This is a genomic window from Serratia liquefaciens, assembly GCF_027594825.1.
Taxonomy (GTDB): Bacteria; Pseudomonadota; Gammaproteobacteria; order Enterobacterales; family Enterobacteriaceae; genus Serratia; species Serratia liquefaciens_A.
Genome location: NZ_CP088930.1, coordinates 892,214 through 912,090, shown reverse-complemented (window position 1 = coordinate 912,090; position 19,877 = coordinate 892,214). Strand labels below are relative to the sequence as shown.

Genomic DNA, 19,877 nt, shown 5'->3' with positions numbered 1-19,877 from the left:
GATGCAAATCATCAATGCAGCCGAAATGTCCGGAGAGATCCGACTGCGGCAGGTCATGGCGATGCTGAGTGAGGCATTCGGGGATTTACGTCGTGGCGACGAACAATCGCCGACGCGGACCTTGCTCCAGCATGGTCCTTCTGAGACCTTGATCAGCCCGGCGGCCTGGAGCAGACGCGGTGTCGCCAGCGTCAAAATCACAACGCTCACGCCCGGCAATGCTGAGCATGGACTGCCGTTGATTCATGGTGTGGTGGTACTCACGGACATCAATACCGGCCAGATACTGGCTTTGCTCGACGGCGCAAGTTTGACCGCCGTGCGAACCGGCGCGGTGGCCGGGCTGGCGACCCAGCTGTGCGCGCCTGAGCAGGCCGGCGATCTTGCCATCCTGGGCGCGGGCGTGCAGGCACGCGCCACGCTGTTGGCGATGCTGGCGGTGCGGCAGATCCGCAAGGTGCGAATTTTTTCCCGTTCGGCGCTCAGAACGCAAGAGTTTGCGCACTGGGCCCGTACGCTGACAACCGCGCCGGTCAGCGTTTGCAGTAGCGCATTCGAGGCCGTGCAGGGGGCGGATCTTATCTGCACCACCACCTCAACCCATGCCCGTGAACCTTTGGTGTATGCCGATTGGGTAGCGCCAGGAGCCCACCTGAACATTATCGGCGGCACCCACGAGGATGCTATTGAGGTAGACCCTGCGTTATTGAAAACCGCCTTTGTGGTGGTGGAAACCGGCGCGGCCGCCAGGGAGGATGCGGGGGAGGTTCGAAGCGCTCTGGCGCAGGAATACATTCGGCCTGAAGGACTCAATGAGCTGGGCGCTCTTGTGCTGGGTGAGTCCGCGGCAACGGCGGGGCAGACCACGGTATTTCGCAGCGTGGGGCTGGCCATTGAAGACACCGCTGCCGCGGTGGCGCTATACCCATTCAGGGAGAAAACCCCATGTTAAGAAAAGTCGGCGAAAATGAGTATCAGGAAGAGCACGGTGGGGACTATGAAGACTTCGAAACCGGCATGACGATTAAGCACTGGCCGGGGCGCACGCTTTCCGAAGCCGACAACACCTGGCTCACCCTGTTGACGATGAATCAGCATCCTTTGCATTTCGATCGGGCCTATGGCGCCCAAGCGGAATATGGCCGCGTCTTGGTCAACAGCAGCATCACGCTGGCGCTGGTCAGCGGAATGACCGTGCAGGCATTGTCTGCCAGGGCGGTGGCTAATCTGGGCTGGGAAACGGTGCGCCTGAAAGAGCCGCTTTTTGTCGGCGATACGCTTTACGCCACCAGCAGGATCCTGGCTAAACGGCCGTCAAAATCCCAACCGCACAACGGCATCATCACGGTAGAAACTCGGGGTATCAAGTCAACGGGAGAGACGGTGATCACCTTCGAACGCTCCTTTATGGTTCGGCGACGAGATTACAAAGAGTCTTGATTTTCAGCGGTTTGGGGATCGGCAGAGCAATGTTTATGCTCAGGCGTCGCCGATCCCATCCCCGCAGATAATCACTGCGGGGGGCAATTCAGGCCTTAATAAGGAGGGCGTCAACCTGGCATGACCAACCCTGAAATCTGCGAGGCAACTCTCGTTTATAGTCCTTCGCGGCGGGGAGTTATGGACTATTGTTTTCTGTTTGCAGCACGCTACACGCCGCTTCCGGCCGTGAGCGCAGCGGAGAGAGCAGATGAACAAACGAGAATTAGAAAGCGCGATTGTCACCGATTTTTCCAAACGCATGAGCTATGGCGACTATCTGTGCCTGGATCAACTGCTGGACTGTCAGCACCCGCTGTCCAACCCGCAACACCATGATGAAATGCTGTTTGTGGTGCAGCACCAGACGTCGGAACTGTGGATGAAGTTGATGCTGCATGAACTGCAGGCGGCGCGGATGCTGGTGCAACAAGATAAGCTCAGCCACTGCTTCAAGATCCTGGCGCGGGTCAAACAGATCCAGCGGCTGCTGTTCGAACAATGGGCGGTGCTGGAAACCCTGACGCCGTCGGAGTACGTCGAATTTCGCGACGTGCTGGGCAGTTCGTCGGGCTTCCAGTCCCATCAATACCGTTCGATTGAATTTTTACTCGGCAACAAGAATGCGGCGATGCTGGCGGTGTTCAGCAACGATGCGGAAAAACACGCGGCGCTGAAGGCCATTCTTGAAGCGCCCAGCCTGTACGATGAATACCTGCTTTACCTGTCCCGCCACGGTCTGCCGATCCCGCAGGAGTGTATTGAACGTGACTGGACCCAACCTTACCAACGCAATCCAAACCTGCTGCCGGCTTTTAAAGAGATCTATGACCATCCGCAAAAGTATTGGGAAGCCTATGAAATGGCCGAGAAGCTGGTGGATATAGAGGAAAGCTTCCACCTGTGGCGTTTCCGGCACATGAAGACGGTGGAGCGGATTATCGGCTTTAAAACAGGCACCGGCGGTTCGAGCGGCGTCAGCTTCCTGAAAAAGGCGCTGGAGTTGACTTTCTTCCCTGAACTGTTGGATGTGCGCACCGAAATCGGCGCCTAGCTTAGGGCCTTAATGGTACCAGCAGAGGCAATTTTCATCGATTCTCTCCCCAATTCAGTTGGGTAAGGGTATCGCACAGCCAGGTCAGCGCCGGATCGCGCCGGGCCTGGCGACCGGCAACCAGATCGACAGAAAAATCGCCCACCGCCAGTTCTGCCGGCAGCGGCAGAAAGCGCACCTTCGCCGGATCGGCAAACTGCCTGGCGACGCTGTGCGCCAGGGTTGCGATCAAATCGCTGCCGGCGACGACCGCAGGCAGCGCCACGATATGCGAAAATGTTGCAGCCACGCGTCGCTCCAGCCCCAGTTCCCCCAGCTGACGATCGATAATCCCGCGTGCGGAGCCGTCGTCCGAAGGCGCGTAAAGGGCATGGGGCAGGCCGACGTATTGCGCCAGGCCCCAGCTTTCGGTAGCTAATTGCGGATGATGTCGGCTGGCGATACAGGTAAAGCTTTCGGTAAACAACGGCTGCACCAGCATGCCCTTCACCGTTTCGATATGCCCGCCCAGCGCCACATCTATTTCACCACTCTCAAGCTGTTGCACCACATTGCGGCGATCCAGCCGGGAAACCCGGATATCTATGCCCGGAGCATCCTGCCGCAGCCGACTGATAATGGTGGGCAATAGCGTGATATCGGCGTAGTCGCCGGCGGCTAGTCTGAATCGGCGCTGGCGGGCCGTCGAGGGATCGAAGCGCATCGGTGGCGTCAGCGTCTGGTGGATTTGTTCCAGCACCGGATGGATTTGCAGCATCAGTTGGTGAGCTCGCGCGGTTGGCAACATGCCGCCGCCGCTGCGGATAAACAGCGGATCGTCAAACAACAGCCGCAAGCGAGACAGCGCATTGCTGACCGACGGCTGGGCACGGTTCAGACGTCCGCCGGCAGCGGTGACGTTGCGCGTTTGGTATAACGCTTCAAACACCACCAGAAGATTGAGATCGACGCTGGATAAATTCATTTTATGAATACTCTATATACAGATAATCCATTTCCAGAATCATAGCGCGTTGTTTAGGCTGAGAGCACGCGGATTCAATAACAACCTGAGGTGTGACGATGGAAAGGGTATTGGTGATCGGCATTGAGCCGTTTGACGGGGACGAGGTTAACCCTTCGTGGCAGGTGGCGCAGGCGCTGGCGGGAGAGCGGATCGCCGGCGCAGAAGTGGTGGTGCGTCAATTGGCCTGCGTGCTGGGGTTGTCCAACCAGCAGCTGATTGCCGCTATTGAAGAGCTGCGGCCCAAAGCCGTGATCTGCCTGGGGCTGGCCGGCGGGCGCGGCGAAATCTCCGTTGAACGGGTCGCCATCAACCTGATTGACGCCCGCATTCCGGATAACGCCGGAAAACAACCGATAGACATCCCGGTGGTGGAAGGGGGGCCGGTGGGCTATTTCTCCACGCTGCCGGTAAAGGCGATCGTCCATCATCTACATCAGGCAGGCATTCCCGCCGCGGTGTCGCACACGGCAGGCACTTATAATTGCAACCAGCTTTTCTACGGGCTGAGCCATCATATCGCCAGCCAAAATTTGGCGATCAAAGGTGGGTTTATCCACATCCCTTACAGCCATCAGCTGGCGGTGAATCATCCGGGAAAACCCAGCCTGGCGTTAACCACAATGATAGAGGCGGTACGCAGTATTGTGCATACCACACTGACGGTGGATGAGGATTTATCCCTCAGTGGCGGTGCGCTGCATTGAGGGCATATCAGGGCGCGGCAGTTCATCACCGCGCCCTGTGGGAATTACTCGTCGGCGACACGGATCACCAATTTGCCGAAGTTCTTGCCCTGCAACAGGCCGATAAATGCCTGCGGCGCATTTTCAAGCCCGTCGACCAGGTCTTCACGGAATTTGATTTTTCCCTGATCGACCCATTCGCTCATTTGCTGCAGGAATTCATCAAAGCCTTCCGCGAAGTCATCGAAAATGATGAAGCCTTGCATGCGGATGCGCTTGCGTAAGATCAACCCCTGCAGCATCGGCAGACGATCCGGCCCGGCAGGCAGGTCGGTGGCATTATAGTGGGCGATAATCCCGCAGACCGGGATACGTGCCTGGGTATTCAACAGCGGGATCACCGCATCAAACACCGCACCGCCGACGTTTTCATAATAAATATCGATGCCCTGTGGGCAGGCGGCGGCCAGTTGTTCGGCAAAGTCGGCAGCACGATGATCGATACAGGCATCGAAGCCCAGCTCTTCCACCACATAGCGGCATTTTTCTTTACCGCCCGCCACGCCGACGACCCGACACCCTTTCAGTTTGGCAACCTGCCCGACGACCGATCCGACGGCGCCGCTGGCGGCAGCCACCACCAGGGTTTCACCGGGTTTCGGCTGGCCGATCTCCAGCAGCCCCATATAAGCGGTGAAGCCCGGCATACCCAGAACGCCGAGCAGGCGAGAAGGGTGCGTCTGATGAGGGCCGAGGTTGCGCAGGCCGCTACCGTCAGACAGCGCGTAATCCTGCCAGCCGTCGTAGCCTAATACCCAGTCACCGGGTTTGAAATCGGGGTGCTGTGAGGTCACGACCCTTGAGACCGTGCCGCCCACCATGGTTTCGCCGATCTGCACCGGCGGGGCGTAAGAGGGCGCATCGCTCATGCGGCCTCGCATGTAAGGATCGAGCGACAGGTAGACGGTGCGCAATAACACCTGGCCGGCGGCGGGCTGTGGCGTAGCGACGGTTTCCAGACGGAAGTTGTCTGCGACAGGCTCGCCGTGCGGGCGAGAAGCCAACAGAAAACGACGGTTTTGTTGTGTAGACTGAGACATCAGGCATTCCTTATGCGGACAAGAGAGCCTAAGTCTAGTCAATCATCGAAAAGAGCGAATGGCCTAATGTGCTCAGCGTTACAGCGGGATGATCAGCACGTCGATGCGGCTGGTATTGATAAAGCGGGCGGCAGAGCAGGCGATTTTGTTCATCACGCCGTCGCTGTGATTGCCGCAAACCACCAGATCAAAGGGATGTCGTTGGCTGGCATAGTTCAGGCTATCGGCCAGTTCACCGTGGACGATCAGCGTATCGGTAATCGGGTAATCCGCCCGCAGGCGAAGTTCCTCCAGAAACAGCAGCGTTTCTTCTTCCATCAGCGCACGCAGGTCGCCCAGCATGGGGCCCGCAAAGTTATTGTACATTTCCGGATTGGCGATGGTGCTTAGCAGGGTAATTTTGCCGTTGTAAGGACGTACGATGGAGACGGCTTTTTCAACCAGGCGGTGGCTGTCTGCCGCCACGGCGACGGTAACCAAAACGTTTTGATATCCCATCTTCCACTCCTGTTTCCTGTTGATAGGGTAAAGGGTAGAGCCTGGTGAAGTGAATAAATGTGTTTTGTATCACGCGCACCAATAAATCCGGGAGAGATTACCGTTATTTAGCAATAAAAGATAAATTGCCTGCGCGCGCAATGAATGCAAATTATAGCACCTGTGCCCACAGCGTCTTCGGCACCTTGCCCAAATCGAAGAGTTTCCCTGCAACCAGCTCAGCGCGACGATGATCGGCGGCGCGATACATGTTGCTGATTTCAATATCATTATCGATGGAGTAGTTAAGCTTGTCGTACACTTTCTCCACGCTGTCCAAGCTGGTGCATTTACGGAAAGTCATCAGGTAATCCAGGGTATCGGTCATGATTAAAATATAGCCTGTTAAGAGTTGTAGCCGAACGAAGAAACATCACGCTGTCATCGTGACAGCAGCAAAAGCGTGATGTGCGACCTGAAAAATTAATTTCAAATAAATAAATTGCGATACGTAATAATTGTCTGCGTGCAAGTTTCCCTGCTGTGAGAATAATAATATGCCCATGCGCCGTCGGCAATGGCATCTTGCTGATCTGTACGCAAAATAGGGAAAGCCTCAGGTTGGGTAGCCAGCAGCCAGGGGGACAGAATCGCTTGCCAATGCGCCTGGCGTTGAGTTCCGGCCTTTTTAGGGACAAGGAGGGCGGATTACACCTGGGATTGAACGTTTTCTAGCCCGATTGCGCCCCTGTTCCGGCAGCAGGTTGCTTGTCCGAACCGCCAGGATTAATCGAACGGCCCGCGACGCGCTATTTTCCACCGCGCAGGAGAGAGTGGCCCCTCAGAGAAGAATAAAACGAAACTGCGTTTTACTTTATTAGTGCTACTGAAAATAACAGCACTTATTCTTGGCGCATAAACATCAGACAGGATCTAATTTTTCCGTGGCGCTGAAAAACTATTAAAGTTTTAATTAACGCTGCCGATAAAACGTTTTGCCATCACCTCGCCCAAAAAACCACCCGAAACCTGCGGCTTTCATTCCATTTATCAGGAAACAAATCGTTACCTCTGTTTTCTTGTTTACAACGTAACCGAGCCGTTGTTAATCGAATTGGAACATTCGTTGAAAAATAAAACAGGAGATTCCCGCAAGCTTAAGTCAAATCCGAAAGCTAATAACCTTATAGTTTACATGCGTTATTTTTCAAGGCTGATAGTTTATTGTTTATTAAACGGTTATTTATACTGTCTTTATCGGCTACGAGCAGATTTTTGTTCTGTTATTTTAGTTTGGTGATGCTTTTGTTCGAATTGATCTAAAAAAGATATTTTTTTGGCTTATATACATTGTTTTTAAGACGTTTTTTTACTTATGTCTGTTTTATGAGCGGAAATGCGGTTAAAAACCGTACGGCAAACCTGATATTTGGCTTATTTATTTTTTATTTTTGTGATCTAGATCACATTGTATTTAAAATTGCCTCTCACTTACATTGTGTGTGCTAATGGTTCAGGGGTAGAGTTGCGCTGCATTAGGAATAATCTTATTAATTTTGTAAAAATAGTTTCACGGTGATTAAACACCGCTGGAGCAAAATGCTGTACATCCATACACGTTGGTTTGCGCACGTCTCAAATACTGAATGATGGTCCGAATTTAGTGATGTTGAAAAATTTATAACGGTCGTTATTCAGGGCTTCATTGCCAACTTAGGGAACAAACCCAGGTCACGGGCGATAAAAATTATCACCCAGCGTATGTTTTTAAACATAGTCTGTCGGGATGGGGAATATGGGTACGTCTGAATTACTTAAGCATATTTATGACATCAATTTGTCATATTTACTTTTAGCACAGCGTCTGATTAATGATGAAAAAGCCTCGGCAATGTTCCGTTTGGGTATCGACGAAACCATGGCCGATGCGCTTGCTCAGCTCACGTTACCGCAAATGGTCAAATTGGCTGAAACCAACCAGCTGGTCTGTCACTTCCGCTTTAACGATCACCAAACCATCGAACGTCTGACGAAAGAGTCGCGTGTCGACGATCTGCAGCAAATCCATACCGGTATTTTGCTCTCAAGCCATTTACTGCAAGAACTGTCGGCAAAAGACGGCAGTGCGACGAAGAAAAGAGCTTGATGATGGCAGAGAAAAGTATTGTTCAGGAAGCCAAGGATATTCAGCTGGCCATGGAGCTGATTACGCTGGGTGCGCGTTTGCAGATGCTGGAAAGCGAAACGCAGCTCAGCCGTGGGCGTTTGATCAAGCTCTATAAGGAGTTACGCGGCAGTCCACCGCCGAAAGGGATGTTGCCGTTCTCGACGGACTGGTTTATGACCTGGGAACAGAACATTCATTCATCGATGTTCTACAACGCCTTCAGTTTCCTGATGAAAAGCGGGCACTGCACCGGCGTTGAGGCAGTGATTAAAGCCTATCGTCTGTATCTGGAACAGTGCCCGCACCAGCCGGGTGAGCCGCCGTTGCTGGCGCTGACGCGAGCCTGGACGCTGGTGCGCTTCGTCGACAGCGGCATGCTGCAGCTCTCTGCCTGCAACTGCTGCGGCGGCACTTTTATCACCCATGCGCACCAACCGTTGAACAATTTTGTTTGCAGTTTATGCCAGCCCCCATCCCGCGCAGTAAAAAGACGTAAACTTTCGCCGCAACTGGCCGATATTATTCCTCAACTGCTGGACGAGCAGGTTAAACGCGCAATTTGAGCCGGCGGCAGCGCCGGTTTATCCAGATTTAAACCGATTGATGAAATGCAGGGTTCGGCGTGCCGAACCCAAAGGCGCAGCTCAGCCTGTTGCGCCTGTGCGGCTCATTTGCGCGCTTACCCCACCTTCCATCCACATTGTTAATTTAAGGAATGCGTGTGTTAGTTATTTTGGGTTATCTCGTGGTATTGGGTGCGGTCTTTGGGGGCTACCTGATTGTGGGGGGCCATCTGGGCGCGCTTTATCAGCCGGCAGAATTTCTGATTATCGGCGGCGCGGGTATCGGCGCTTTTATCGTAGGCAACAACGGTAAGGCGATAAAATCCACCCTGCGCGCCATTCCCAAGCTGATGCGTCGTTCGAAATACAGCAAAGATCTCTACATGGATCTGATGGCTCTGCTGTTCCGGCTGCTGGCCAAATCCCGTCAACAAGGCATGCTTTCTCTCGAGTTCGATATTGATAATCCGCAGGAAAGTGAAATTTTCTCTAATTATCCCCGCATTCTTGCCGATAACACCCTGGTGGAGTTTATTACCGATTACTTACGGCTGATGGTGAGCGGCAACATGAATGCCTTTGAGATCGAAGCCTTGATGGACGAAGAGATCGAAACCTTTGAACAGGAAAGCGAGGTGCCGGCAGGCAGCCTGGCGATGGTCGGTGACTCGTTGCCGGCCTTTGGCATTGTTGCGGCGGTGATGGGGGTAGTGCATGCGCTGGCCTCGGCCGACCGTCCGGCAGCCGAACTGGGGGCGCTGATCGCCAACGCGATGGTCGGCACCTTCCTGGGCATTTTGCTGGCTTACGGCTTTATCTCACCGCTGGCGACCCTGTTGCGACAAAAGAGTGCCGAAAACGTCAAAATGATGCAGTGCATCAAGGTCACTTTGCTGTCCAGTTTGAATGGCTACGCGCCGCAGATTGCGGTCGAATTCGGCCGTAAAACGCTGTACACCACCGAACGTCCCTCCTTCGTTGAGCTGGAAGAACATGTGCGCCGCGTGAAGGCGCCGGCACAGCAGGCGACGGAAGAAGAACAGGCATGAAACAGAATCACCCGGTTGTTCTGGTCAGAAAACGCAAGTCACATCACGCCAGCCATCATGGCGGTTCCTGGAAGATTGCCTACGCCGATTTTATGACGGCGATGATGGCCTTCTTCCTGGTGATGTGGCTGCTGGCGATTGCCAGCCCGCAGGAACTGACGCAAATCGCCGAATACTTCCGCACGCCGCTGAAAGTGGCGCTGACCTCCGGCGATAAGAGCAGCTCCGAAAGCAGCCCGATCCCCGGCGGCGGCGACGATCCTACTCAGCAAGACGGGTTGGTGAAAAAGCAGATTGATACGCTCGAGAAGCGTGACGAAGAACTGCGGCTGAACAAGCTGCGGGAAAAACTGGACGAACTGATTGAGTCCGATCCGCGGCTTAAAGCGCTGCGGCCGCATCTGTTGATCAACATGATGGATGAAGGCTTGCGCATTCAGATCATCGACAGCCAAAACCGACCGATGTTCAAGACCGGCAGCGCGCAGGTGGAAAGCTATATGCGCGACATCCTGCGGGCAATTGCGCCGATCCTCAATGACCTGCCGAATAAGATCAGCCTGTCCGGCCACACCGACGATATTCCCTACGCCACCGGCGAGCGCGGTTACAGCAACTGGGAGCTTTCGGCCGATCGCGCCAATGCTTCGCGGCGTGAGTTGATAGCCGGCGGGTTGTCGGAAGGGAAGGTCCTGCGGGTGGTCGGTATGGCCGCCACCATGAGCCTGAAACAGCACGGGGCCGACGATGCCATCAACCGTCGCATTACCGTACTGGTGCTCAACAAACAAACCCAGCAGGGCATTGAACATGAAAATGGCGAAAGCAACGCGATGGAGATTGCCCAGCCGGTCGATTTAAAACCGTTGGCCCCGTCGGCGACGGCTCCGGCCACCCTCATTGCACCGGAGCAGCCGGCGGCTGTCCCTGTACCGACTAACAGCGACTCACAGCAGAGGTGACCCCGTGAGCATGGATATTAGTGCGTTTTATCAGACCTTTTTTGATGAAGCAGACGAGTTGCTGGCCGATATGGAGCAACACCTGCTGGAGCTGGATCCGCTGGCTCCGGACATTGAGCCGCTGAACGCCATTTTTCGCGCGGCGCACTCGATCAAGGGCGGTGCGGCGACTTTTGGCTTTTCGGTGCTGCAGGAAACCACCCACCTGCTGGAGAACCTGTTGGACGGTGCGCGGCGTCAGGAAATGAGCCTGAGCACCGAGATTATAAACCTGTTTCTGGAAACCAAAGACATTATGCAGGAGCAACTGGACGCCTATAAAACTTCGCAAAAGCCTGACGTCGACAGCTTTGAATACATCTGTCAGGCGTTGCGGCAGCTTGCGTTGGACGCACAGCAGCAAGATGCCCCCGCAGCACCTGCCGTCGCGCAACACGCCGTCGCAGCACCGGCGGCCATCGAAGGCGGCATGCGGGTTTGCCTGTGCGGTCTGAAGCCGAACGAAGTCCCGTTGATGCTGGAAGAGTTGGGTAATCTGGGTGAGGTGAAAAACCCGCATCAGACCGAAAATAGCCTGGAAGTGACGCTGCTGACCTCCGCCAGCGAAGATGACATCAGCGCGGTGCTGTGTTTTGTACTGGAGCCGGAGCAAATCAGCTTCACCACGCCGCCACAGGCAGAATTGCCGCCGGTGGTTGCCGAGCCGGTAGTGCCGGTAGCCGTTGCGCCCGCTGTCGCCAAACCGGCGCCGGCAGTGACGGAAGCGGTTAAACCGCGCGCCAAGGCCAGCGAATCCACCAGCATCCGCGTAGCGGTAGAAAAAGTGGACCAATTGATCAACCTGGTCGGGGAGTTGGTGATCACCCAGTCGATGCTGGCGCAGCGCTCCGGCAGTCTGGATCCGGTGAATCACGGCGATCTGCTCAACAGCATGAGCCAGTTGGAACGCAACGCACGCGACCTGCAAGAATCGGTGATGTCGATCCGTATGATGCCGATGGAATACGTATTCAGCCGCTTCCCTCGTCTGGTACGCGATCTGGCCGGCAAGCTGAACAAGCAGGTGGAGTTGCAGCTGCAGGGCAGCTCTACCGAACTGGATAAGAGCCTGATTGAACGCATTATCGATCCTCTGACGCACCTGGTGCGCAACAGCCTGGATCACGGCATTGAAGATCTGGCCACGCGCCTCGCGGCGGGCAAGTCGGAGGTGGGGAACCTGATCCTGTCGGCAGAGCATCAGGGCGGTAATATCTGTATCGAAGTCACCGACGACGGTGCCGGCCTGAACCGCGAGAAAATTCTCGCCAAGGCGGCCTCGCAGGGGCTGGCGGTCAGTGACAGCATGAGCGATGAAGACGTCGGCATGCTGATTTTCGCACCGGGTTTTTCCACCGCCGAGCAGGTCACCGACGTCTCCGGCCGTGGCGTCGGCATGGACGTGGTGAAGCGAAATATTCAGGAAATGGGTGGGCACGTCGAAATCCATTCCCAGGCGGGCAAGGGCACGGCCATCCGGATCTTGCTGCCGTTAACGCTGGCGATCCTCGATGGCATGTCGGTCAAGGTGAACAATGAAGTGTTTATCCTGCCGCTCAACGCGGTGATGGAATCGCTGCAGCCACAGGCTGAAGATCTGCATCCGTTGGCCGGTGGCGAGCGGGTGTTGCAGGTGCGCGGGGAATATTTGCCGCTGGTAGAGCTGTTTCGGGTGTTCGACGTGGCGGGGGCCAAAACCGACGCCACCCAGGGCATTGTGGTGATCCTGCAAAGCGCCGGCCGCCGCTATGCGCTGTTGGTGGATCAGCTGATCGGCCAGCATCAGGTGGTGGTGAAGAATCTGGAAAGCAACTATCGCAAGGTGCCGGGCATTTCCGCCGCCACCATTCTCGGTGACGGCAGCGTGGCGCTGATTGTCGATGTCTCGGCGCTGCAAACCCTGAACCGCGAGCAGCGTCAGACGGACGCAGCTGCATAATAATTAATCTATTGATTTAAAGGGTGAATGACATGGCAGGACTGGCAACCGTCAGCAAACTGGCTGGCGAAACGGTAGGGCAGGAGTTCCTGATTTTTACCTTGGGTAACGAAGAATACGGCATTGATATCCTCAAGGTGCAGGAGATCCGCGGTTACGATCAGGTTACGCGCATTGCCAATACTCCGGCCTTTATCAAGGGCGTCACCAACCTGCGCGGCGTGATTGTGCCGATTATCGATTTGCGGGTGAAGTTCGCCCAGCAGGACGTGTCCTATGATGAAAACACCGTGGTGATCGTGCTTAACTTTGGTCAGCGCGTGGTGGGTATCGTGGTTGACGGCGTGTCTGACGTATTGTCGCTGACCACCGAACAGATCCGCCCGGCGCCGGAGTTTGCCGTAACGCTGGCCACCGAGTACCTCACCGGGCTGGGCTCATTGGGTGAACGCATGCTGATCCTGGTGGATATCGAAAAGCTGCTGAGCAGCGAAGAGATGTCATTGGTTGACAGCGTAGCGAAAAGCGCCTGATCCGCTACCCGTAGGGGCGCGGCATGCCGCGCCCTGATTTGGAAACCGGACCAACCCAAACTCTGCACAAAATAGTTACCTCTTCTCATAAAGTTCTTCCCCGCCGCGCCGATAACTCTGTCAATCAACGTAATCAGGGCCTGTCCGCGCGGGCGTTCAACAAGGGAAAACATGTTTAATCGTATGAAGGTGGTCACCAGCCTGTTACTGGTGCTGGTGTTATTTGGCGCCTTGCAGCTGGTTTCAGGCGGGCTCTTTTTCTCCTCACTGAAGAATGACAAAGAAAACTTCACCGTTTTGCAAACCATTCGCCAGCAGCAGTCCGAGCTGAACGAAAGCTGGGTCAACCTGCTGCAGGCTCGAAACACGCTGAACCGTGCCGGTATTCGTCACATGATGGACGCCACTAACATCGGCAGCGGCGCCAGCGTCACCGAACTGTTGGCTCGCGCCAAGAGCAACCTGGTGGTTGCGGAACAGCACTATGCCGCCTATGACAAAATTCCTCTCGACGCCCGTCAGGACGCGCAATCGGCCGAAAAGCTCAAACAGCAATACGGCATCTTGCAGGGCGCGCTGACCGAGCTGACCCAACTGCTGGGTGAAGGCAAAATCAACGCATTCTTTGACCAGCCGACGCAAAGCTATCAGGACGCGTTCGAAGACATCTACAACATCTATCTGGCGCAAAACGACAAGCTTTACCAGACCGCGGTAGAAGACAGTAACAAGTCATTCAGCTTCGCCATTTGGACGCTGGTAGTGGTGCTGTTGGTCGTGCTGGCGGTGATTGTGCTGGTGTGGAGCGGTATTCACCACATTCTGGTGCGCCCGCTGAACCGCATAATCGAACACATCAAGATGATTGCCGCCGGCGATTTGACTCAGCCGATCGCCGTCACCAACCGCAATGAAATGGGCGTGCTGGCTGCCAGCCTCAAGCACATGCAGAGCGAATTGATCGACACCGTCAGCGGTGTGCGTCAGGGGGCCGACGCTATCTACAGCGGCGCTTCCGAAATTGCCGCCGGCAATAACGATCTCTCTTCACGTACCGAACAGCAGGCTGCCTCGCTGGAAGAAACCGCCGCCAGCATGGAGCAGTTGACCGCGACGGTGAAACAGAACGCCGAAAATGCCCGTCAGGCCAGCCAACTGGCATTGAGCGCCTCCGAAACCGCGCAGAAAGGCGGCAAGGTGGTGGCTAACGTGGTGCAGACCATGCACGATATCGCCGGCAGTTCGCAGAAGATTGCCGACATTACCGGCGTAATCGACGGCATCGCTTTCCAGACCAATATCCTGGCGCTGAACGCGGCGGTAGAAGCGGCGCGTGCCGGTGAGCAGGGGCGTGGCTTTGCAGTGGTGGCCGGTGAAGTCCGTAACCTGGCGCAGCGCAGCGCCCAGGCGGCGAAAGAAATCAAAGGCCTGATCGAAGACTCCGTCAACCGCGTTGATATGGGGTCGGTACTGGTGGAAAGCGCCGGGGAAACCATGGGCGATATCGTCAATGCCGTGACCCGCGTTACCGACATCATGGGCGAAATAGCTTCGGCGTCGGACGAACAGAGCCGCGGTATCGATCAGGTCGGCCAGGCGGTGGCGGAAATGGACCGCGTCACTCAGCAGAACGCCTCGCTGGTGGAAGAATCCGCCTCTGCGGCGGCGGCGCTGGAAGAACAGGCCAGCATGCTGACCCAGTCCGTGGCGGTCTTCCGCCTGAAAGCGGCAGGGCAGGAAGAGTTCAAAATGCCCGTCAGCAGCAAGGCGGCAGTCACACCGGTACTCAATCATAAAAAAATGAACGCCAGCGATCCGCAGGATAACTGGGAAACGTTCTAACCGGCATTGGGCCTCCCTGCATTTTCGGGGAGGCCGATTCCCCGTCGTAAGCTGGCCATCGGCCGGCTGCAAGGAGGTTCACAGTGTTTAACCGAATCCGCGTCTCTACCAGCCTGTTTCTGTTGTTGATGACTTTTTGTGTTATGCAGTTGGCCACCAGCGGCTTGTCGTACACCGCTTTCCGTTCCGATAACCACAATCTGAACCTGATCACCCTCGGCAGCCAACAGCGCGACGCCCTCAGCCTGAGCTGGGTTTCCCTGCTGCAGGCCCGCAATACGCTGAACCGTGCCGGGACCCGTGCGGCACTCAAACTGCCGCAGGATCAGGTCAATGCCTTGATGGGCAACGCACGCAGCTCGCTGCAGAAAGCCGACCTCTATTTCAACCAGTTCCTGGCCGTACCGCGTAACAGCGAGCAGGAACAACAGCTGACCGAAACCACCAAAGCCAGTTACGACAAGTTGCGCAGCGCGCTACGTGAGCTGATCGGCTTCCTGGAAAACGATCAACTGCAGGCCTTTATGGACCAGCCGACGCAGAAAACCCAGGATCTGTTTGAAGCGGATTTTGTTCAGTACCTGCAGTTGGTGAACGCCAACGTGAGCGAAGCCAATACGGCGAATCAGCAATCCTTCACCCTGTCCGGCTGGCTGGTCGCCGGTGCGGTACTGATGCTGCTGGTGGTGACCGGCAGCGCCATGTGGTGGTTACGCAATATGCTGGTGCAGCCGCTGAACATCATGCGCAGTCACTTTGACCGCATCGCCGCCGGCGATCTGGCCACGCCGATTCAGGTGTACGGCCGCAATGAGATCAGCCAGCTGTTCGCCAGTTTACAGCGCATGCAGCAGTCGCTGATCGGCACCGTTGGCGCGGTGCGTGACGGCGCCGAGTCGATCCTGATTGGCCTGCAGGAAATCTCCGAAGGTAACAACGATCTCTCTTCCCGCACCGAGCAGCAGGCCGCTTCGCTGGAAGAAACGGCCGCCAGTATGGAGCAGTTGACCGCGACGGTGAAACAGAACGCCGATAACGCGCGTCAGGCTTCTCAGCTGGCACGTGACGCCTCTACCACTGCCGCCAAGGGCGGCGAGTTGGCGGGCGACGTGGTGACCACCATGCATGATATTGCCAACAGTTCGCAGAAGATTGGCGCGATTACCAGCGTTATCGACGGCATTGCCTTCCAGACCAATATCCTGGCCTTGAACGCGGCGGTCGAAGCGGCGCGTGCCGGTGAGCAGGGACGCGGTTTTGCTGTGGTGGCGGGCGAAGTGCGCAACCTGGCACAGCGCAGCGCCCAGGCGGCGAAAGAAATCAAAGGCCTGATCGACGAATCGGTCAGTCGGGTCAAGCAGGGTTCGGTGCTGGTGGAAAACTCCGGTGCCACCATGCAGGACATCGTCCGTTCGGTCACCCGGGTTACCGACATCATGGGCGAAATCGCTTCGGCTTCCGACGAGCAGAGCCGCGGCATCGAACAGGTCACGCAGGCCGTGACCCAAATGGATCAGGTAACCCAGCAGAACGCCGCGCTGGTAGAAGAAGCCGCCTCGGCGGCCACCGCACTGGAGGATCAGGCGATTACCCTGGCCGATGCGGTGTCGGTATTCCGCCTGGCGGACGATAACTTCACCGCGCAGGCTAACCATCAAGACGCAGTTTCACCCGTGGTAAAGGAAGCCCCAGATTGTCAAACCGCATAAGCAGTCCGTTCTTTTTGAGTGATATGGCATGAAGCCGGCGTCGTCGATCCCTAACCGAGACCCTGCGACATTACTGACGCAGATGGTGCAGCGCCTGCCGTTGCTGGACGTGCATTTTCGCCGCATCAGCCAACTGATTTATCAGCGTGCCGGCATCGTGCTGGCAGAGCACAAGCGCGAGATGGTTTATAACCGCCTGGTGCGACGCCTGCGGCTGCTGGGCCTGAACGACTTTGGCGATTATTTGGCGCTGTTGGAAAGCGATCCGAACAGCGCCGAATGGCAAGCGTTCATCAATGCCCTGACCACCAACCTGACGGCTTTTTTCCGCGAGGCGCATCACTTCCCGATCCTGGCGGAACATGCGCGTCAGCGGCCTAACGGCTACAGCGTGTGGAGCACGGCGGCTTCGACCGGCGAAGAGCCTTATTCGATTGCCATCACTTTAAGTGAGGTGCTTGGACAACGCGCCACGGGTTGCCAGGTATGGGCCAGCGATATCGATACCCAGGTGCTGGAGAAAGCGGAAGCGGGCGTTTATCGCCAGGAAGATCTGCGTACCCTGACGCCGGCGCAAATGCAGCGTTATTTCCTGCGTGGCACCGGCCCGCATCAGGGGCTGGTGCGGGTACGGCCGGAGCTGGCTGGGCGGGTGAATTTTCAGGCGCTCAACCTGCTGGCGCCAGAGTGGGCGTTGCCGGGGCAATTCGACGCCATTTTCTGCCGCAACGTGATGATCTATTTCGATAAGGCGACACAGGAGCGCATTCTGCGTCGCTTCGTGCCCTTGCTCAAACCGGGGGGCCTGATGTTTGCCGGCCACTCCGAGAATTTCAGCCAGATCAGCCGGGATTTCTACTTGCGTGGGCAGACCGTGTATGGCCTGACCAAGGAGAGGTAATGAATAAAATCAGAGTATTGAGCGTAGACGATTCGGCCCTGATGCGGCAGCTGATGACCGAAATTGTCAACAGCCATCCCGATATGGAGATGGTGGCGAGCGCGCCTGACCCTCTGGTCGCGCGCGATCTGATCAAAAAGTTTAACCCGCAGGTGCTGACGCTGGACGTCGAAATGCCGCGCATGGACGGCCTCGACTTCCTCGAGAAACTGATGCGCCTGCGGCCGATGCCGGTGGTGATGGTGTCGTCGCTGACAGGCCAGGGCTCGGAAATTACGCTGCGCGCGCTGGAGCTGGGGGCGGTGGATTTTGTCACCAAACCGCAGCTTGGCATCCGCGAGGGCATGTTGGCCTACAGCGAGCTGATAGCCGAAAAAATTCGCACGGCGGCCAAGGCGCGATTGCCGCAACGTTCCAGCAGCCCGGCCCCGGCTATCCTAAGCCATGCGCCGCTGTTGAGCAGTGAAAAACTGATCGCCATCGGGGCCTCTACCGGCGGCACCGAAGCCATTCGGCAGGTGCTGCAGCCGCTGCCGGCCACCAGCCCGGCGTTGTTGATCACCCAGCATATGCCGCCGGGGTTTACGCGCTCGTTCGCCGAGCGGCTGAACAAGCTGTGCCAGATTACGGTGAAAGAGGCCGAGGACGGTGAACGCGTGCTGCCGGGCCATGCCTACATCGCGCCGGGCGATCGCCATATGGAACTGTCACGCAGCGGCGCCAACTATCAGGTGAAGCTGCACGACGGCCCGGCGGTCAACCGTCACCGGCCATCGGTAGACGTGCTTTTCCGCTCGGTTGCGCAGTACGCCGGCCGTAATGCGGTTGGCGTGATACTGACCGGCATGGGCAATGACGGCGCGGCAGGCATGTTGGAAATGCATCGCGCCGGCGCCTATACCCTGGCGCAAAACGAAGCCAGCTGTGTGGTGTTCGGTATGCCGCGCGAGGCGATCGCCAGCGGCGGAGTGAATGAAGTTGTCGAACTGGATCGCATGAGCCAACGCATGCTGGCGCAAATTGCCGGTGGGCAGGCGCTGCGTATTTGATTTTTACCCTTAATTATACCCGTCGCCTTTCGAGCCGCAGCGTTGTTACCTGCACTCGCTCACCTCAGTCACTTACTTGAGTAAGCTCCTGAGGATGAGCGAGCTGGTCGCCTAGCTGCAACTCGAAATTCATAGGGTATATAGGGGGGTATAGCGAACAGCTGCCGTGAGGCTGGCTGTTGTTTGTATTAGGTAAACCTTGGGAGTAAATATGGCAGATAAAAGCCTCAGATTTCTGGTGGTGGATGACTTTTCCACTATGCGTCGCATCGTCAGAAACTTGCTGAAAGAGTTGGGATTCAACAACGTTGAAGAGGCCGAAGACGGTGCGGATGCGTTGAACAAACTGCGTGCCGGCGGCTTCGATTTCGTGGTGTCCGACTGGAACATGCCGAACATGGACGGCCTGGAACTGTTGCAAACCATTCGTGCCGATGGCGCATTGGCGGCGATGCCGGTGCTGATGGTGACGGCGGAAGCCAAGAAAGAAAACATTATCGCGGCGGCGCAGGCCGGTGCCAGCGGTTACGTGGTGAAACCTTTTACGGCGGCGACGCTGGAAGAAAAGCTCAATAAGATTTTTGAAAAACTGGGCATGTAAGGAGAAAGGGCGATGAGAGACATTCCAATGCCTGCCAGCGATGCGGCAACCGCGGGGGAGATCATCTCCCGCATTGGCCAACTGACGCGGATGTTGCGCGACAGCATGCGCGAACTGGGGCTCGATCAGGCGATCGCCCAGGCGGCAGAGGCAATCCCGGATGCACGCGATCGTCTTGATTACGTGGTCACCATGACGGCGCAGGCGGCGGAACGGGCGTTGAACTGTGTGGAGGCGGCGCAGCCGCGCCAGGCACAGCTGGAGTCCGAAGCCAAAGGATTGAAAGGCCGTTGGGACGAGTGGTTCGCCAACCCGATCGAGTTGGACGACGCCCGTGAATTGGTTACCGATACCCGCCAGTACCTGGATCAGGTGCCGGAACATACGGCGTTCACCAATGCCCAACTGCTGGAAATCATGATGGCGCAGGATTTCCAGGATCTGACCGGCCAGGTGATCAAACGCATGATGGACGTGGTGCAGGAGATTGAAAAGCAGCTGCTGATGGTGCTGATGGAAAATATTCCTGAGCAACCGGCGAAAGAGAAAAAACCGAACGACAGCCTGCTCAATGGCCCGCAGCTCGACCAGAATGGCGCCGGCGTGATCGCCAATCAGGCGCAGGTGGACGATCTTCTGGACAGCCTGGGTTTCTGATAGCTCCTGGGGCGCATCTTGTTGCGCCCCAGACAGGCAGCGTTGCTCCTGCGTCCCCAATCTAGCC

20 protein-coding genes are annotated in these 19,877 nt (G+C 56.5%); 16 read left to right on the top strand and 4 right to left on the bottom strand.

Features of this window, described 5'->3' with window-relative positions; genetic code table 11:
• Position 1 precedes the first annotated feature (1 nt).
• The 3 genes from LQ945_RS04145 to kynA all read left to right on the top strand — a co-directional run bounded on the left by LQ945_RS04145 (position 2) and on the right by kynA (position 2,533).
• Positions 2 to 952, top strand: coding sequence for an ornithine cyclodeaminase family protein (locus tag LQ945_RS04145; protein ID WP_270102954.1), 951 nt, complete (start codon positions 2 to 4; stop codon positions 950 to 952).
• Positions 946 to 1,440 (top strand): MaoC family dehydratase, encoded by a 495-nt coding sequence (locus LQ945_RS04140; RefSeq protein WP_044552113.1) that lies wholly within the window; start codon positions 946 to 948, stop codon positions 1,438 to 1,440. The genes LQ945_RS04145 and LQ945_RS04140 overlap by 7 nt, the downstream gene beginning before the upstream one ends.
• Before the next feature lie 250 nt (positions 1,441 to 1,690).
• The gene (gene kynA, locus LQ945_RS04135; protein ID WP_020827548.1) at positions 1,691 to 2,533 is read left to right on the top strand and encodes a tryptophan 2,3-dioxygenase; all 843 of its coding nucleotides are present in this window, start codon (positions 1,691 to 1,693) and stop codon (positions 2,531 to 2,533) included.
• Between the two features lie 34 nt (positions 2,534 to 2,567).
• Here the strand turns inward: kynA and LQ945_RS04130 are convergent, their stop codons facing one another.
• Positions 2,568 to 3,497: a LysR family transcriptional regulator gene (locus LQ945_RS04130; RefSeq protein ID WP_270102317.1), complete on the bottom strand. Its 930-nt coding sequence runs from the start codon at positions 3,495 to 3,497 to the stop codon at positions 2,568 to 2,570.
• 98 nt (positions 3,498 to 3,595) lie between these two features.
• Here LQ945_RS04130 and pcp point away from each other — a divergent pair, with 98 nt between their 5' ends.
• Complete coding sequence (gene pcp, locus LQ945_RS04125) at positions 3,596 to 4,243, top strand: pyroglutamyl-peptidase I (protein WP_270102316.1); 648 nt, start codon at positions 3,596 to 3,598, stop codon at positions 4,241 to 4,243.
• Between the two features lie 44 nt (positions 4,244 to 4,287).
• Here pcp and LQ945_RS04120 read toward each other — a convergent pair whose 3' ends face one another.
• The 3 genes from LQ945_RS04120 to ydgT all read right to left on the bottom strand — a co-directional run bounded on the left by LQ945_RS04120 (position 4,288) and on the right by ydgT (position 6,187).
• Positions 4,288 to 5,322, bottom strand: a complete 1,035-nt coding sequence (locus LQ945_RS04120) for an NADP-dependent oxidoreductase (protein WP_269933623.1) — start codon at positions 5,320 to 5,322, stop codon at positions 4,288 to 4,290.
• 78 nt (positions 5,323 to 5,400) lie between these two features.
• A complete protein-coding gene (gene uspC / locus LQ945_RS04115) occupies positions 5,401 to 5,820 on the bottom strand; it encodes a universal stress protein UspC (RefSeq protein WP_044552103.1) in 420 nt (139 codons plus the stop codon).
• Positions 5,821 to 5,971: 151 nt separating this feature from the next.
• A complete protein-coding gene (gene ydgT / locus LQ945_RS04110; protein ID WP_012145712.1) occupies positions 5,972 to 6,187 on the bottom strand; it encodes a transcription modulator YdgT in 216 nt (71 codons plus the stop codon).
• Positions 6,188 to 7,594: 1,407 nt separating this feature from the next.
• Here ydgT and flhD point away from each other — a divergent pair.
• The 12 genes from flhD to cheZ all read left to right on the top strand — a co-directional run bounded on the left by flhD (position 7,595) and on the right by cheZ (position 19,810).
• The gene (flhD, locus tag LQ945_RS04105; RefSeq protein ID WP_044552100.1) at positions 7,595 to 7,945 is read left to right on the top strand and encodes a flagellar transcriptional regulator FlhD; all 351 of its coding nucleotides are present in this window, start codon (positions 7,595 to 7,597) and stop codon (positions 7,943 to 7,945) included.
• Complete coding sequence (gene flhC, locus LQ945_RS04100; protein WP_270102315.1) at positions 7,945 to 8,529, top strand: flagellar transcriptional regulator FlhC; 585 nt, start codon at positions 7,945 to 7,947, stop codon at positions 8,527 to 8,529. Before flhD ends, flhC begins: the two co-directional genes overlap by 1 nt.
• 158 nt (positions 8,530 to 8,687) lie before the next feature.
• Positions 8,688 to 9,578 (top strand): flagellar motor stator protein MotA, encoded by an 891-nt coding sequence (motA, locus tag LQ945_RS04095; protein WP_020827540.1) that lies wholly within the window; start codon positions 8,688 to 8,690, stop codon positions 9,576 to 9,578.
• On the top strand, positions 9,575 to 10,540 hold the full coding sequence (motB, locus tag LQ945_RS04090; protein WP_182824888.1) for a flagellar motor protein MotB: 966 nt from the start codon (positions 9,575 to 9,577) through the stop codon (positions 10,538 to 10,540). Before motA ends, motB begins: the two co-directional genes overlap by 4 nt.
• Positions 10,541 to 10,544: 4 nt before the next feature.
• Positions 10,545 to 12,518: a chemotaxis protein CheA gene (gene cheA / locus LQ945_RS04085; protein WP_270102314.1), complete on the top strand. Its 1,974-nt coding sequence runs from the start codon at positions 10,545 to 10,547 to the stop codon at positions 12,516 to 12,518.
• A 32-nt stretch (positions 12,519 to 12,550) separates the two neighbouring features.
• Positions 12,551 to 13,051, top strand: coding sequence for a chemotaxis protein CheW (gene cheW, locus LQ945_RS04080; RefSeq protein WP_020827537.1), 501 nt, complete (start codon positions 12,551 to 12,553; stop codon positions 13,049 to 13,051).
• Positions 13,052 to 13,222: 171 nt separating this feature from the next.
• Entirely contained in the window at positions 13,223 to 14,893 is a 1,671-nt protein-coding gene (locus LQ945_RS04075) for a methyl-accepting chemotaxis protein (protein ID WP_270102313.1), read from the top strand.
• 83 nt (positions 14,894 to 14,976) lie between these two features.
• Positions 14,977 to 16,602 (top strand): methyl-accepting chemotaxis protein, encoded by a 1,626-nt coding sequence (locus tag LQ945_RS04070; protein WP_270102312.1) that lies wholly within the window; start codon positions 14,977 to 14,979, stop codon positions 16,600 to 16,602.
• A gap of 28 nt (positions 16,603 to 16,630) precedes the next feature.
• Positions 16,631 to 17,503 carry a protein-glutamate O-methyltransferase CheR gene (cheR, locus tag LQ945_RS04065; protein ID WP_044552087.1) on the top strand — a complete coding sequence of 291 codons (873 nt, stop codon included), beginning with the start codon at positions 16,631 to 16,633 and terminating at the stop codon, positions 17,501 to 17,503.
• Positions 17,503 to 18,552 (top strand): protein-glutamate methylesterase/protein-glutamine glutaminase, encoded by a 1,050-nt coding sequence (locus LQ945_RS04060; protein ID WP_044552080.1) that lies wholly within the window; start codon positions 17,503 to 17,505, stop codon positions 18,550 to 18,552. The genes cheR and LQ945_RS04060 overlap by 1 nt, the downstream gene beginning before the upstream one ends.
• Positions 18,553 to 18,763: 211 nt before the next feature.
• Positions 18,764 to 19,153 carry a chemotaxis response regulator CheY gene (gene cheY, locus LQ945_RS04055; protein WP_020827532.1) on the top strand — a complete coding sequence of 130 codons (390 nt, stop codon included), beginning with the start codon at positions 18,764 to 18,766 and terminating at the stop codon, positions 19,151 to 19,153.
• Positions 19,154 to 19,165: 12 nt separating this feature from the next.
• Positions 19,166 to 19,810, top strand: coding sequence for a protein phosphatase CheZ (gene cheZ, locus LQ945_RS04050; protein ID WP_041414707.1), 645 nt, complete (start codon positions 19,166 to 19,168; stop codon positions 19,808 to 19,810).
• Positions 19,811 to 19,877 lie beyond the last annotated feature (67 nt).